Source organism: Pseudomonas sp. GM25, assembly GCF_000282255.1.
In the GTDB taxonomy this organism is placed as follows: Bacteria; Pseudomonadota; Gammaproteobacteria; order Pseudomonadales; family Pseudomonadaceae; genus Aquipseudomonas; species Aquipseudomonas aphyarum.
The window spans coordinates 16251-30669 of sequence record NZ_AKJQ01000040.1; the positions used below are offsets into that span (position 1 = coordinate 16251).

15 protein-coding genes are annotated in these 14419 nt (G+C 61.4%); 6 read left to right on the top strand and 9 right to left on the bottom strand.

What is annotated here, in order from left to right; all coding sequences use genetic code 11:
* Nucleotides 1-21: 21 nt before the first annotated feature.
* The 4 genes from PMI24_RS16115 to PMI24_RS16130 all read right to left on the bottom strand — a co-directional run bounded on the left by PMI24_RS16115 (nucleotide 22) and on the right by PMI24_RS16130 (nucleotide 3266).
* The gene (locus PMI24_RS16115) at nucleotides 22-1035 is read right to left on the bottom strand and encodes an alpha/beta hydrolase (RefSeq protein ID WP_007955692.1); all 1014 of its coding nucleotides are present in this window, start codon (nucleotides 1033-1035) and stop codon (nucleotides 22-24) included.
* Between the two features lie 33 nt (nucleotides 1036-1068).
* Nucleotides 1069-1488: an organic hydroperoxide resistance protein gene (locus PMI24_RS16120; protein WP_007955694.1), complete on the bottom strand. Its 420-nt coding sequence runs from the start codon at nucleotides 1486-1488 to the stop codon at nucleotides 1069-1071.
* A gap of 273 nt (nucleotides 1489-1761) precedes the next feature.
* A complete protein-coding gene (locus PMI24_RS16125; protein ID WP_007955696.1) occupies nucleotides 1762-2226 on the bottom strand; it encodes a MarR family winged helix-turn-helix transcriptional regulator in 465 nt (154 codons plus the stop codon).
* A gap of 83 nt (nucleotides 2227-2309) precedes the next feature.
* Entirely contained in the window at nucleotides 2310-3266 is a 957-nt protein-coding gene (locus PMI24_RS16130; protein WP_007955699.1) for a LysR family transcriptional regulator, read from the bottom strand.
* 112 nt (nucleotides 3267-3378) lie between these two features.
* Here PMI24_RS16130 and PMI24_RS16135 point away from each other — a divergent pair, with 112 nt between their 5' ends.
* The gene (locus PMI24_RS16135; RefSeq protein ID WP_045121790.1) at nucleotides 3379-4128 is read left to right on the top strand and encodes a sulfite exporter TauE/SafE family protein; all 750 of its coding nucleotides are present in this window, start codon (nucleotides 3379-3381) and stop codon (nucleotides 4126-4128) included.
* Here the strand turns inward: PMI24_RS16135 and PMI24_RS16140 are convergent.
* Nucleotides 4118-4972 carry a LysR substrate-binding domain-containing protein gene (locus PMI24_RS16140; RefSeq protein ID WP_007955701.1) on the bottom strand — a complete coding sequence of 285 codons (855 nt, stop codon included), beginning with the start codon at nucleotides 4970-4972 and terminating at the stop codon, nucleotides 4118-4120. The two genes, PMI24_RS16135 and PMI24_RS16140, sit on opposite strands and share 11 nt — an antisense overlap.
* Before the next feature lie 97 nt (nucleotides 4973-5069).
* On the opposite strand from PMI24_RS16140, the gene PMI24_RS16145 reads away from it, so the two are divergent.
* Both PMI24_RS16145 and PMI24_RS16150 read left to right on the top strand, forming a co-directional pair.
* Nucleotides 5070-5285 (top strand): DUF1127 domain-containing protein, encoded by a 216-nt coding sequence (locus tag PMI24_RS16145; protein WP_007955702.1) that lies wholly within the window; start codon nucleotides 5070-5072, stop codon nucleotides 5283-5285.
* A 64-nt stretch (nucleotides 5286-5349) separates the two neighbouring features.
* Nucleotides 5350-6570 (top strand): winged helix-turn-helix domain-containing protein, encoded by a 1221-nt coding sequence (locus tag PMI24_RS16150; protein WP_007955703.1) that lies wholly within the window; start codon nucleotides 5350-5352, stop codon nucleotides 6568-6570.
* A gap of 17 nt (nucleotides 6571-6587) precedes the next feature.
* Here PMI24_RS16150 and PMI24_RS16155 read toward each other — a convergent pair whose 3' ends face one another.
* Nucleotides 6588-7934 carry a class II 3-deoxy-7-phosphoheptulonate synthase gene (locus tag PMI24_RS16155; protein ID WP_007955704.1) on the bottom strand — a complete coding sequence of 449 codons (1347 nt, stop codon included), beginning with the start codon at nucleotides 7932-7934 and terminating at the stop codon, nucleotides 6588-6590.
* Between the two features lie 150 nt (nucleotides 7935-8084).
* Here PMI24_RS16155 and PMI24_RS16160 point away from each other — a divergent pair, with 150 nt between their 5' ends.
* The gene (locus PMI24_RS16160; protein WP_007955705.1) at nucleotides 8085-8840 is read left to right on the top strand and encodes a spermidine synthase; all 756 of its coding nucleotides are present in this window, start codon (nucleotides 8085-8087) and stop codon (nucleotides 8838-8840) included.
* A gap of 3 nt (nucleotides 8841-8843) precedes the next feature.
* Here PMI24_RS16160 and PMI24_RS16165 read toward each other — a convergent pair whose 3' ends face one another.
* On the bottom strand, nucleotides 8844-9635 hold the full coding sequence (locus tag PMI24_RS16165) for a crotonase/enoyl-CoA hydratase family protein (RefSeq protein WP_007955706.1): 792 nt from the start codon (nucleotides 9633-9635) through the stop codon (nucleotides 8844-8846).
* Between the two features lie 422 nt (nucleotides 9636-10057).
* Here PMI24_RS16165 and PMI24_RS16170 point away from each other — a divergent pair, with 422 nt between their 5' ends.
* Nucleotides 10058-11731, top strand: a complete 1674-nt coding sequence (locus PMI24_RS16170) for a DEAD/DEAH box helicase (RefSeq protein WP_007955707.1) — start codon at nucleotides 10058-10060, stop codon at nucleotides 11729-11731.
* A 77-nt stretch (nucleotides 11732-11808) separates the two neighbouring features.
* Here the strand turns inward: PMI24_RS16170 and PMI24_RS16175 are convergent, their stop codons facing one another.
* Complete coding sequence (locus tag PMI24_RS16175) at nucleotides 11809-12576, bottom strand: DODA-type extradiol aromatic ring-opening family dioxygenase (RefSeq protein WP_007955708.1); 768 nt, start codon at nucleotides 12574-12576, stop codon at nucleotides 11809-11811.
* Nucleotides 12577-12678: 102 nt separating this feature from the next.
* Between PMI24_RS16175 and PMI24_RS16180 the strand changes: the two genes are divergently transcribed.
* Nucleotides 12679-13332, top strand: coding sequence for a thiopurine S-methyltransferase (locus tag PMI24_RS16180; protein ID WP_007955709.1), 654 nt, complete (start codon nucleotides 12679-12681; stop codon nucleotides 13330-13332).
* Nucleotides 13333-13391: 59 nt separating this feature from the next.
* Here PMI24_RS16180 and htpX read toward each other — a convergent pair whose 3' ends face one another.
* Entirely contained in the window at nucleotides 13392-14279 is an 888-nt protein-coding gene (gene htpX / locus PMI24_RS16185; RefSeq protein ID WP_007955710.1) for a protease HtpX, read from the bottom strand.
* Between the last annotated feature and the right edge of the window lie 140 nt (nucleotides 14280-14419).

The following is a 14419-nucleotide window of genomic DNA, read 5'->3' on the forward strand; positions in this document are numbered from 1 at the left end:
CTTTTTTATGCCTGATGAAAATTACTTCTTCAGGTGCTGTTTCAGTTCTTCCGAGGCCTGCAGCATCGCCGAACGTACCGCCGGCACCTGGCTGACCACGTTGAGCAAACCGTAGTCGTGGATCATGCCGTTGTAGCGCACCGAGGTTACCGGCACGCCGGCTTCGTCGAGTTTGCGGGCGTAGGCTTCACCTTCGTCACGCAGCACGTCGGCCCCGGCGGTCTGCACCAGCGCTGGCGGCAGACCTTTCAATTGCGCGGTTGTGGCCCGCAGCGGCGAGGCGTAGATCTCGTTCCGCTGGTTGGCGTCGGTGGTGTAGTTGTTCCAGAACCACTTCATCATATTGCGGGTGAGGAAGTGCCCCTCGGCGTACTGGTTATACGAACCGGTGTCGAAATTGGCATCGGTCACCGGCCACAGCAGCACCTGGAATTTGATCGCCGGGGTGCCTTTGTCTTTGGCCATCAAGGCGACGACTGCCGCCATGTTGCCGCCAACGCTGTTGCCCGCCACCGCCAGACGCTTGCCGTCGACGTTGATCTCTTTGCCGTGTTCGGCCACCCATTTGGTCGCGGCGTAAGCCTGGTTGATCGCCACCGGGTAATGCGCTTCCGGCGAAGGGGTGTAATTGACGAACACCGCCGCCGCACCCGAGCCGACCACCAGATCCCGCACTAGACGTTCGTGGGTCGGGAAATCCCCCAGCACCCAGCCGCCGCCGTGGAAGAACATGAACACCGGCAGCTCGCCCTTGACCCCGGCCGGCCGGACGATGGTCAGGCTCAACGGTTGGCCATCGACCTGGATGGTCTTCTCGCTGACGTCCGCTTTGGGCAGCGTCAGTTTGACCCCGGACTGCGCGCCGGTCAGAACGGCGCGGGCATCCTTGGGCGTCATCTGTTCCATCGGTTTGCCGGTGCCGGCATTCAGCACATCGAGAAACGCCTGGGTGTTGTGTTCAACCTCCCCGGCAAATGCGCTGTGGATGGACAGGGCGAGAAGGGTACCGGTCAAGACTTTGCTGAAAGTGTTCATGTTCATTTCCTGTACGGGCCTGGGTGTCAGTGATTACACGGTGACGTGCAGACGCACATCGACGTTGCCGCGAGTGGCGTTGGAGTACGGGCAGACCTGGTGGGCAGCGTCGACCAGGCTTTGTGCGTCCGCCTGTTCCAGGCCCGCCAGGCTGATGTGCAGGTCGATGTCCAGACCGAAACCGCCAGTAATCTGGCCGATGCCGACGTGAGCGGTGATCGAAGCGTCGTCCGGGATTTTGCGTTTGGTCTGGCTGGCGACGAATTTCAGGGCGCCGATGAAGCAGGCCGAGTAGCCGGCAGCGAACAGTTGTTCAGGGTTGGTAGCCGCGCCGCCGGCACCGCCGAGTTCTTTCGGAGTGGCGAGTTTGACGTCGAGGATGTTGTCGCTGGAGATCGCACGACCGTCACGGCCGCCGGTGGAGGTTGCGATTGCGGTGTAGAGAGTTTGCATGGTGTGAGCCTCATTAAGTGTGGTTTGTTGCGCTAATTGTTTGCGCGCTAACTAGGTGCGAAGTAAATGTACTTCGCTAATATTTAGCGCGCAAGATAAATTTTTCAAGAACTCGCGAATCGGCACTTGTATCAGGCAGAGCTGTGATCTCAAGCTTTTGATATGGAAGGTTTTTTTAATGTAAAACGAGAAGAAAAAATTTTTCGGCGATCAGCGGGGAAGGTGCAATTCGCCCGCAGGCGCAAGGCTGCGCCCACAGGGAAGGGGGGAGTGTTAAGCGAGGCTGTCCTGCAAATGACCGCGCAAGGCCTGCAACTCAGCTTGCAGATTTTGCAGACGTTCCAGGGTGAAGCCACTGGCCCCCAGGATGCACTGTGGAACGGTTCGAGCCTTGTCTTTCAAGGCGCGGCCCTGTGCGGTCAATTCGACGATCACCACACGCTCATCCTCACGGCTGCGGGTTCGGCTGAGCAAACCTTCACCTTCCAGGCGCTTGAGCAGCGGGGTCAGCGAGCCCGGATCGGTCAGCAGACGCGTGCTGATTTCTCCGACGGTCAAACCATCCTTCTCCCACAGCACCATCATCGCCAGGTATTGCGGATACGTCAGGCCAAGCGCTTGCAACAGCGGCTTGTAGACCTTGGTCATCATCAGCGAAGTGGAATGCAGGGCGAAGCAGGCCTGATTGTCGAGCAGCAGGTCTTCGCAGTGATCGGTGGTGTCGCGGGTGGTGGTCATGTCGGTGCCTTGAACGGTGATGCAGATGAATCTAGCGCTCGAATCTTTAATGCGCCAGACAATTGTGCCCGGTGGCGAATCGGTCAGTGCCGGCCCAGCTCACGTTGCAGCGCCAGATCCCACGGCGGCACGGGGCTGAAGCGGGTCTTGAGGTATTCCAGCAGCAGGCGGCTGCGGGAGCTGGCCTGTTGCTCCAGCCGCAGCGCATAGATGCCGGTGCTCTCCGGTTTTGGCAGGCCGTTTTCACAGAACAGCGGCAACAACTCGCCACGCAACAGGTATTCGCTGGCCAGCCAGGTCGGCAGATGCGCGATCCCGAGTCCCGCAAGTGCACCGCAAACCAGCGCCTCAGCGTTGTTGGCGCTCATGCGCACCCGCGCCGGGCGGCGCAATTGCATCTGCCCGTCCTGTTCGAAGCGCCAGGCGAAGGGCGGGGCAAGGCCGTCCCAATCGAGGCCGTCATGTTCACCCAGTTGTGCCGGCTCGCTCGGCACGCCCCGACGCTTGAGATAGTCAGGGCTGGCGCAGGCGATGCGCACCATGCTCGCCAACGGTGTGGCCACCAACCGGGTGTCAGCCATTTGCCCGGCGCGCAACACCAGATCGACCTTGCCCAGGTTCGAACCGTCCATATCGACGAAGCTGTCGATCAGATGCAGTTGCACATCGAGGCCCGGATACAGCACCAGAAAATCGGCAATCACTGGCGCCAGATGCCGACGCCCGAAGGCTGCCGGCGCATCGACCCGAATCAGACCTTCCGGCGCACTGCTCAGGGACACCGCTTCAGCCCGGGCCAGTTGCAGTTCGGCAACGATCCGTCGCGCCCGTTCGGCAAACGCCAGACCGGCCGGCGTGGCGCGAACCGCGTGAGTGCTGCGGATGAATAACTGGCTGCCGACCGCGCTTTCCAGACTGTCGATACGCCGAGCAACGGCGGAGGGCGTCAGCGGATGTCGGCGTGAGGCGGCGGAGAAACTGCCGCTCTCCAGCACATCGAGAAACAGCCCCAGTTGTTCGGTCAATTGATTGGGATTCATAAGTCAGCTCAGTGCCTATGCGAATTTGGCACAGCCATTGTGCGTTGCTGTGCGTTTCCGTGCCAGCGCCGACTGCGTAGGATGAGTCGCCTGACGTATGAGGAATTACGCTGTGATCGAGTTTTTGCTGTACCTGTTGTTTGGCGCCGTCCTTGGCACTTTGGGTGGGATCTTCGGCATCGGCGGAGGCTTGATTGCCATTCCGCTGCTGGGCGTGTGGTTCGGGCTCGATCAGCAGATCGCCCAAGGCACGGCGCTGGTGATGGTGGTACCGAACGTGATGCTGGCGTTGTGGCGTTATCACCAGCGCAATCGCATCGAACTCCGCCATGCGTTGCCGCTGGCAGTGATGGGATTCTGTTTCGCGTGGATCGGCTCGATCTGGGCCGTGGGCATCGACGCGCAAACCATGCGCATCGGGTTTGTCGCGTTCCTCGTGGCGTTGTCGGCCTACAACCTGGTGCGCATGTTCGGCGCCCGCCCGGCGGCGACTTCCGAGATGCGTTATTCGTGGCCGTGGCTGGGCGTGCTCGGCGCGGCGTCGGGCACCATGGGCGGCTTGTTCGGTGTCGGTGGGGCGGTGGTGGCGACGCCGGTGCTGACCAGCCTGTTCGGCACTACTCAAGTGGTCGCTCAGGGTCTGTCGCTGGCGCTGGCATTGCCGAGCACCGGCGTCACGCTGGTGACGTACGCGGTGCACCACGAAGTGGACTGGATGATCGGCCTGCCGCTGGCCATCGGCGGTCTGGCCAGTATCAGTTGGGGCGTGAAAGTGGCCCACGCGATGCCGGAAAAACTCCTGCGCGGGCTGTTCTGCGGGTTCCTGGTGCTGTGCGCGGTGATGCTCGCCTTTAAAGTTTGAAGCCTTCGACGATGTGCTCGGCCAGGCATTCGGTGATCGGCGAGGGATTGTTGAGGTTGCGGATCAGCATGATGCTGGCCTCGGGCAACAGCGGCAGATCCTCGGCGGCCCCGAGAATCCGCAGGTCCGGGGTGATCAGGCTTTCCAGTTGCGCGGTGATCGCCAGACCCGCGCTCACCACCGCCATCAACGCCGACAGGCTGGTGCTGTTGTAGGCAATCCGGTACTCGCGGCCCATTGCGTCCAGCGCATTGCACGCCCACAGGCGGCAGAAGCAATCACTGTTGAACATCGCCAGCGGCAACGGCGTTTGTTCGTGGGCGCTGAAATTCTGCGCCTCGGCCCAGACGAAACGCTCCTTGCGCAGCAACTGGCCAATCTCGTTGCCCGGCTCGCGGGTGACGATCGACAGATCCAGGTCCGTGCGCTGCAGCAACTGTTTGGTCGACTCGCAGTGCACTTCGATCTGGATCAGCGGATAGAACTGGGCGAAGCGCGACAGGATTCCCGGCAGAAACCGCATCACGTAATCGTCCGGCGTGCCGATCCGCACCGTGCCGACCATGTGTGGCTCGCGCAGGGTGTTGAAGACTTCGCTGTGCAATTTCAGGATGCGCCGCGCGTAGCCAAGCAACACCTGGCCTTCGGCGGTCAGGCGCACCTGACGCCCGTCGCGTTCGAATAACTGGCGCTGCAACACGTCTTCTTCCAGACGCTTCATCTGCATGCTCACCGCCGATTGGGTGCGGTTGACCATTTCGCCGGCACGGGTAAAACCGCCCTGATCGGCAATCGCGACAAAGGTGCGCAGAACATCGGTATCGATACTCGGGTACGCCGACAATTGATGAATCTCCGTGATGCATGCCATCAGAAACATTCGTTGGATTGATCGTAGCGCCGGCGCGAGACTTGAGCCATCCCTAAAGGAGGGCAACACGATGAAAGGTCAAAAACTGTATGTGAGCGATGAAAGAGTGCCGGTCCATCTGATTTCCGATCTGCTGCACAAGTTTAGCCGCTGGTACGAACTTCACCGCGAACGCGAGTTGCTTGCCAGTCTGAGCGACGAAGCGTTGAAGGACATCGGGGTCAGCCGTGCCGACGTCGAACATGAATCGGTGCGGCCGTTCTGGGACGATCCGATGCATAAATGATGAGGCCATCGCTACACAAACCCCTTTGTAGTGAGGTAGGTTGCGAGCAGACATGGAGGTACACATGCCCGCGACATTGTCCTTTTCCCTTAAACAGGCTCGACGTCTGGCACTGGCTGCCCAAGGGTTTCACGGGCGCCAGCCGCCGGCTGTCAAGGCGATGCACGTCAACCGGCTGATCGAACGTCTCGGCCTGTTGCAGATCGACTCCGTCAACGCCGTGGTGCGCTCGCACTACCTGCCGCTGTTCTCCCGTCTCGGTTCCTATTCTGCTGACTTGCTCGACCAGGCTGCCTGGAGTTCGGGGCGACGTCGTTCGCTGTTCGAATACTGGGGCCATGAGGCGTCATTGCTGCCGTTGTCGATGTACCCGTTGATGGGCTGGCGGATGCAGCGGGCCAAGCGCGGTGAAGACATCTATCAGCAACTGGCGCGGTTCGGTCGCGAGCAACAGGACACCATTCGCCGGGTGCTGGCGTCGGTCGAGGAGCAGGGCGCATTGGGCGCTGGCAGTCTGTCGACCCGCGAGGAAAAGGCCGGGCCGTGGTGGGACTGGAGTGCGGAAAAGCACGCGCTGGAATGGTTGTTCGCCGCTGGCGAAGTCACCGTGGCCGGACGCCGTGGTTTCGAGCGTTTGTATGATTTGCCCGAGCGGGTGATTCCGGCTTCCGTGCTGCAACAGCCATTGCCCGACGAGGCCGAGGCCCAGCGCGGTTTGCTGCTGCATGCAGCGCAGGCGCTGGGTGTCGGCACGGAAAAGGACCTGCGTGATTACTTCCGCCTGAATCCTTCCGATGCCCGCCCGCGTCTGGCCGAACTGGTCGAGGACGGGCAGCTGCTGACCTGCGAAGTCGCCGGTTGGCGCCAGATCGCTTATTGCCTGCCCGAGCCGAAAATTCCGCGCAAGGTCGAGGCCAGTGCATTGCTGTCGCCGTTCGATTCACTGATCTGGGAGCGCAGCCGAACCGAGCGGCTGTTCGATTTCCGCTATCGGCTGGAGATTTATACGCCGCAGGACAAGCGGGTCTACGGCTATTACGTGCTGCCGTTCCTGCACAACGAACGGATTGTCGCGCGAGTTGACCTGCGCGCCGAACGGGCGGCGGGGCGCTTGGCAGTGCATGCGGTCCACGAGGAAGAAACCGGACTGGATGACGCGGGGATGCTGGCGCTGGCGCTGAACTTGCGGCGTATGGCGGACTGGTTGGGGCTTGAGCAGGTGCAGCTCAATTGTCTGCGGGAAAGTGCAGGGAGGTTGCGGATGGCGCTGGCTCAAATTGACTGAGCCAGCGCCCTCGCGATCTAGCGTTTGACCTGTTTCAGTGTCTCGGCGATCAAGAACGCCAGTTCCAGCGACTGATCGGCATTCATCCGTGGGTCGCAGTGGGTGTGATAGCGATCCGACAAGCCATCTTCAGTGATCGGCCGCGCGCCACCGATGCATTCGGTGACGTTCTGCCCGGTCATTTCGATGTGGATGCCGCCGGCGTAGCTGCCTTCCGCTTCGTGAACCTGGAAGAACTGCTTCACCTCGCCAAGGATCTGCGCGAAGTCGCGGGTCTTGTAGCCGCTGCTGGCCTTGATGGTGTTGCCGTGCATCGGGTCGGAGCTCCACAGCACCTGCTTGCCTTCGCGCTGCACCGCACGGATCAGCGCCGGCAGGTGATCGCCGACCTTGTTCGCACCCATCCGCGCGATCAGGTTCAGACGACCCGGATCGTTGTCCGGGTTGAGCACGTCGATCAGGCGGATCAGGTCGTCGGGGTTCATGCTCGGGCCGACCTTCACCCCGATCGGGTTGTTCACCCCGCGCAGGAACTCGACGTGGGCGCCGTCGAGCTGACGGGTGCGGTCGCCGATCCACAGCATGTGCGCCGAGCAATCGTAGTAATCGTTGGTCAGGCTGTCGCGGCGTACGAAGGCTTCCTCGTAGTTCAGCAGCAGCGCTTCGTGGGCGGTGAAAAAGCTGGTTTCGCGCAGTTGCGGCGAGCTGTCCATGCCGCAGGCGCGCATGAACGCCAGGGTTTCATCGATGCGGTCGGCGAGGTGGCTGTACTTCTCGGCCAGCGCCGAGTTGGCGATGAAGTCCAGATTCCACTTGTGCACCTGATGCAGGTCGGCAAAACCGCCCTGGGCGAAGGCGCGCAGCAGGTTGAGGGTGGCGGTGGACTGGTGATAGGACTGCAGCAGACGCTCCGGATCCGGTACGCGGCTGGCCGAGTCGAAACCGATGCCGTTGACGATGTCGCCCCGGTAGGCCGGCAGGGTCACGCCGTCGATGGTCTCGTCATTGGCCGAGCGCGGCTTGGCGAACTGGCCGGCCATGCGCCCGACCTTGACCACCGGGCAACCGGCGGCGAAGGTCATGACGATCGCCATTTGCAGCAACACTTTAAAGGTGTCGCGAATCTTCGCGGCAGAGAACTCGGCGAAGCTTTCGGCGCAGTCGCCGCCCTGCAGCAGGAACGCCCGGCCCTGGGTGACTTCGGCAAACTGACGGCGCAGCTCGCGCGCTTCGCCGGCAAACACCAGCGGCGGGTAGCTGGCCAGCGTCTGCTCGACCTGGCGCAGATGCGCGGCGTCGGGGTATTGGGGTTGTTGCTGGATCGGCAGGGCGCGCCAGCTGTCAGGGCTCCAGGGTTGGCTCATCACGGTCTCTAAGGTTCTACGCACGGACGGCCATGTTAGCAGCAATTAGTGCGTGACCTGCTCCCGCCGCTTCGCCGACAATCGCCGCTTTGCCACGGCACCACAGCGGTGCCATCGCGTCACCGCGCCCGGTGACCACCAGGAGACGAAATGACTGAGGAGCGCGTCGAGCTGTTGCTCGCCGAGGTACAGGATGAGTTCGGCGTGATTCGCGTGCTGGAAGTGGCCGACTACCGCTTTCTGGAGTTCGGCGATGCGATCGAGCAAAGCTGCGTGTTTACTGCCGATCCGAGCTGGCTGGAGTACGACTACACCCGGGCGATGCTGATCGGCGCGCTATGCCACGAGCAACCGGAGAGCGCACTGTTTCTCGGCTTGGGCGCAGGAACGCTGACCCAGGCCTGCCTCAAGTTCCTGCCGCTGGAAGATGTCGAAGCCATCGAACTGCGCCCGGATGTGCCGCGTCTGGCTATCGAATACCTCGGGCTGGATGACGATCCGCGGCTGTACATCCGCGTCGGCGATGCCCTCGAACTGCTGCCAACCGCTGAACCTGCGGATCTGATCTTCGTCGACCTGTACACCGATGTCGGCCCCGGCGCCGGGCACCTCGCGTGGAATTTCCTCGGTGACTGTCAGAAGCGTCTGAATCCCGGTGGCTGGCTGGTGATCAACCAATGGGCCACCGATGACGGCAAACCCTTGGGCGCGGCGCTGCTGCGCGGGCTCTATCACCGGCATTACTGGGAACTGCCGGTGAAAGAGGGCAACGTGATTCTGATCGTGCCGGCAGATCTTGATCAGGTGCTGGACATGCAGGCGCTGACCGCCCGGGCTGAAGCGCTGGCGCCGAAACTGGGCTACTCGTTGCAGACGTTGATCAACTGCATCCGTCCGGCGACCTGATCTTCAAAGGCCTTTGAAAACGCCAGGCCTGCGCTCCACCAGCGAGCGCACACCTTCCTTGGCGTCTTCAGTGGCCAGCAACTTCTTCACCAGTGGCGGCAAGCTCTTAGCCGCTGCGGTCTCGCCTTCATAGCGCGCCTGACGCGCCGACATCAGCGTCGCCTGCACGCCAAGCGGTGCCTGCCGGGCGATGCGCTCGGCCAGTTCGATGGCGCGCGGCAGCAGATCCTCGCTGGCCATGACTTCCTGCACCAGGCCCAGACGCAACGCATCGTGGGCATCGAATTCGTCACCGGTCAGCAACCAGCGCATCGCATTGCCCCAGCCGGCGATCTGATGAAAGCGCAATGTCGCACCGCCGAACGGAAAGATCCCGCGTTGTACTTCCATCTGCGCGAAACGAGTGTTGCTGGCGCACAGGTTGATGTCGGCAGCGAGCATCAGTTCGATACCGATGGTCAGGCAATAACCCTGCGCGGCAACAATCACCGGTTTGCTGACCCGTGGCCCGACGAACACGCCCCAGGGATCGCAACCACCGGGCGGTACCTGCCAGCCTTGGGCGAGGGCGGAACTGGCGTTAACCAGATCGAGCCCTGCGGTGAAATGCTCGCCATGCCCGAACACCACCGCCACCCGTGCGTCACTGTCGGCCTCGAATTCGCCGTAGGCCAGGGCCAGGTCGTTGAGCAGGTCGAGGTCGAAGGCATTGCGCTTGGCGGCGCGGTCCAGACCGATCAAATGCACGTGACCGTGGCGCGCACGGCTCACGCGGCCGGGGCAGGGCTGATTCATGGGTGTTTCCTCGCAGGGGAAGAAAGGGTGCAGCGACCAGATGCCGCACGTCGGTGAATCGTTTAAGCGCCATCGCCCGCAGGGCCGGGGTCTCTGAAAAATAGACCTTTGCCCGATTATCCGCAAAACCCCGTTACACAGCGGTGACAACTGTATTTCACCGATAAAAAAAGCTCCCTTTTTGGGCAAATTCCGGTATAGTGCGCGCCGGCCTTTAACCGGGCCGCGTTTAGGTAGCGCAATTCCCCGAAGTCAGCTTCGGCTGCACGTCCGCACTGCGGGCTCTTCCTTGACGATTCTTTTTCATTCATTCGTTTTCGCAAATCCCCGCCGACAAAGCTGCCAGGGCGACTCTTGAGTCTCAACACGGCATGTGCAGCTTTGGAGCATGGGTCTTTGCGGATGCACTTAGAGGCAGACCCATGACCCAGGAAATCGGCGGCTTCGCCGCTCTTGAACTTCATCCCAATATTGTCGCTGCAGTAGTCGCTACCGGCTATGAAGAGCCTTCGGCCATTCAGCAGCAGTCGATCCCGATCATCCTCGCCGGTCACGATATGATTGGTCAGGCGCAAACCGGTACCGGTAAAACCGCTGCCTTTGCCCTGCCTATCCTGCACCGCATTGATCCGTCCAAGCGCGAGCCGCAAGCTCTGATCCTGGCCCCAACTCGTGAGTTGGCGCTGCAAGTTGCAACCGCTTTCGAAACCTACGCCAAGCAAATGCCGGGCGTGACTGTTGTGGCTGTCTACGGCGGCGCGCCGATGGGCCCACAATTGAAAGCAATCCGTAATGGCGCACAGATCGTTGTCGCCACTCCGGGCCGTCTGTGCGACCACCTGCGTCGCGACGAAAAAGTACTGCAGACCGTGAACCACCTGGTTCTCGACGAAGCAGACGAAATGCTCAAACTGGGCTTCATGGACGACCTCGAAGTCATCTTCAAGGCCATGCCGGAAACCCGTCAGACCGTATTGTTCTCGGCGACCCTGCCGCAATCGATCCGTGCCATCGCCGAGCGTCACCTGCGCGATCCAAAGCACGTGAAGATCCAGAGCAAGACCCAGACCGTTACCGCGATCGAACAGGCTCACCTGTTGGTTCACGCTGACCAGAAGACTTCTGCCGTTCTCAGCTTGCTGGAAGTGGAAGATTTCGACGCTCTGATCATGTTCGTGCGCACCAAGCAAGCGACCCTGGATCTGGCCAGCGCCCTCGACGCCAAAGGCTACAAAGCCGCAGCGTTGAACGGCGACATCGCCCAGAACCAGCGTGAGCGCGTCATCGACTCGCTGAAAGATGGCCGTCTGGACATCGTTGTAGCGACCGACGTAGCCGCCCGTGGTCTGGACGTTCCGCGCATCACCCACGTGTTCAACGTGGACATGCCGTACGATCCGGAATCCTACGTGCACCGTATCGGCCGTACCGGCCGTGCCGGTCGCGAAGGCCGCGCGCTGCTGCTGGTGACTCCGCGTGAGCGCCGCATGCTGCAGGTAATCGAGCGTGTGACCGGTCAGAAAGTTGCCGAAGTGCGTCTGCCGGACGCCCAGGCCGTTCTCGATGCCCGCATCAAGAAACTGACCAACAGCCTGTCGCCGCTGGTGGCTGACGCCGAATCGACTCACGGTGATCTGCTGGATCGCCTGACCGCCGACATCGGTTGCACCCCACGTGCCCTGGCTGCCGCACTGCTGCGCAAGGCCACCAATGGTCAGGCGCTGAACCTGGCAGCGATCGAGAAGGAACGTCCACTGGTGCCGAACAGCGCGCCACGTGGCGACCGTCCTGAGCGTTCCGGTGATCGTCCGGACCGTGGTGACCGCGAGCGTCGTGCTCCGATGCCATTGGGCGAAGGCCGTGCCCGTTGCCGTACCGCGCTGGGCGCGCGTGACGGTATCGCCGCAAAAAACCTGCTGGGCGCCATCCTCAACGAAGGTGGTCTGGCACGTGAAGCCATCGGTCGCATCCAGGTGCGTGACAGCTTCAGCCTCGTCGAGCTGCCGGAAGATGGTCTGGACAAACTCCTGACCAAGCTGAAGGACACTCGCGTTGCCGGCAAGCAGTTGAAGCTGCGTCGCTACCGCGAAGATTGATCCGCCTCTGGGCTGATTGATCGAACATAAAAAATCCCCGACTGGTTCGGGGATTTTTTTTGCCTGCGATTTAGGCATCAGCCGAAGCGGTAGATGTCCATGCCCAGTGCGCCCATGGTGAAGCCTTGATGGGCGATGCTGAATTCACCGCCAGCGCCGCGGGCAAAGTACAGCGGCAACAGGTGCTCGTCACTTGGATGGCTGCGCACGGCGTTCGGTGCCTGCTGGCGGTAATCGTGCAGGGCGGCTTCGTCGTTGGTGGCCAGCTTGTCGACTATCCAGTCGCGGAAATCCCGGGCCCACGGCTCGACGCTTTCCGGGCCGGCGTGCCAGTCCAGCTCCCGCAGGTTGTGAGTGATGCTGCCGGAGCCGATCAACAGAATGCCTTGATCGCGCAGACTGGCCAGCGCCTGACCGACGCGGTTCTGCAAGGCCGGGCCGCCACGGCTGGGCAGGGAAACCTGAACCACCGGGATATCGGCCTGCGGGTACATCAGCGACAGCGGAACCCACACGCCGTGATCGAACGGTCGTTGCGGGTCGAGACGCGCCGGCAGGTTGTTGGCGGTCAGCAGGTCGGCAACCTCGCGGGCCAGTTGCGGATTGCCCGGTGCCGGGTACTGCACTTCAAACAGCGCGCGAGGGAAACCACCGAAGTCGTGCCAGGTTTCCGGTTGCGGATGGCTGCTGACCAGTAGCTCATGGCTTTCCCAATGAGCGGAAACGATGACGATGGCTTTCGGGCGTGGCAGTTCGGCCGCCAGCCGCGCCAGGGCCGGGCCGCTGGCGCCGGGCTCCAGCGCCAGCATGGGCGAGCCGTGAGAGATAAACAGGCTGGGAAACATGGAAGGGTTCCTGAGCGTTAAGATGGCTCATCTTCAGTCAGTTCATTGATCTAATTCCAATATAAGTTTTAACGCCTTTTGATCGAATTCTTAGGAGGATGCATGCAGCCGGAGTTTTGGCACAAGAAGTGGGAATCGAACCAGATCGGCTTTCACCAGCCTGAGGTGAACCCGTATTTGCAGCGGCACTGGCCCGATCTGGCCATCCCGCCGCAGGCGCGTGTGTTGGTGCCGTTGTGCGGTAAAAGTCTGGATCTGCTGTGGCTTGCCGGCTGTGGTCACCAGGTGCTCGGTGTCGAGCTGTCGGAGAAGGCTGTGGAAGACTTCTTTCTTGAGCAGCAATTGCAGCCGCAGGTGATCGAGCAGGGCGACTTCAAGGTTTATCGCGCTGGCGCTATCGAGTTGTGGTGCGGGGATTTCTTTTCGCTGACGGCGGCTGATGTGGCCGGTTGCACCGCGCTGTATGACCGGGCGGCAGTGATTGCCTTGCCGCCAGCGATGCGCGAGCGTTATGCGGCGCACTTGCAGGGTCTTTTGCCGACATGCCGAGGCCTGTTGGTGACGCTGGATTATGACCAGTCGCAGATGCCCGGGCCGCCATTTTCCGTAGACGATGCCGAAGTGCAGCGTTTGCTGGGCAGTACCTGGCGCGTCGAGATGCTGGAAGAGCAGGATGTACTCGGTGACAGCTGGAAGTTCGTACAGGCCGGCGTTACGCGGCTGGAGGAACGGGTTTACCGGATTTCCGGACAGTAATCGACAGGCAAAAAAAGGCCCGCATCACTGCGGGCCTTTTGGTTGGTGCGCCGGTTTGATCAACCGCGACGACGCAGGGCGTCGATACGCTCTTCCAGCGGCGGGTGGCTCATGAACATGCGGGCGAAGCCCTGCTTGATGCCACCGTTGATGCCGAAGGCGTTCAGGGTGTCAGGCATGTGCACCGGCAGGCCCTGTTCGGCGCGCAGACGTTGCAATGCGTTGATCATCGCGCCCGTACCGGCCAGGCGTGCACCGGCATCGTCGGCACGGAACTCACGTTTACGCGAGAACCACATCACGATCGCGCTGGCCAGAATGCCCAGCACCAGTTCGGCGAAAATGGTCGCGATGTAGTAGGCCATGCCCTGGCCTTCTTCGTTCTTGAAGATCACCTTGTCGACAAAGTTGCCGATAATCCGTGCAAAGAACATCACGAAGGTGTTCACCACGCCCTGGATCAACGCCAGGGTGACCATGTCGCCGTTGGCCACGTGACCGATCTCGTGGGCCAGCACGGCCCGCACTTCATCTTCCTTGAAACGTTCGAGCAAGCCCTGGCTGACCGCGACCAGTGCGTCGTTCTTGTTCCAGCCGGTAGCGAAGGCGTTCGCTTCGTAGGCCGGGAAAATCCCGACTTCGGGCATCTTGATCCCGGCTTCCCGGGACAGTTGCTCGACGGTTTGCAGCAGCCATTGCTCGTGGCGGGTGCGTGGCTGGGTAATGATCTGGGTGCTGGTGCTCATCTTCGCCATCCACTTGGAGATGAACAGCGAGAACAGGGAGCCGGCGAAACCAAAGACTGCACAGAAGACCAGCAGCTGACTGAGGTTGAGATCAACCCCGTTGGCCGCCATGAACCCGTTGAAGCCGAAAAGGCTCAGGGTGATGCTGGCTATCAGCACGACCGCCAGGTTAGTGGCCAAAAACAGCAGGATGCGCATCATGGTTGTAGAAATCTCCTCAAGCTAAAGATGTAGCGTACTGCGGGGTATATAAGGTGCTGCACCTGGCGATTCAACCGAGTGACTATTTCAAACTGTGTCCTACACCGGATTCGTCGGGCATGGGACATTTCCCACCGCCG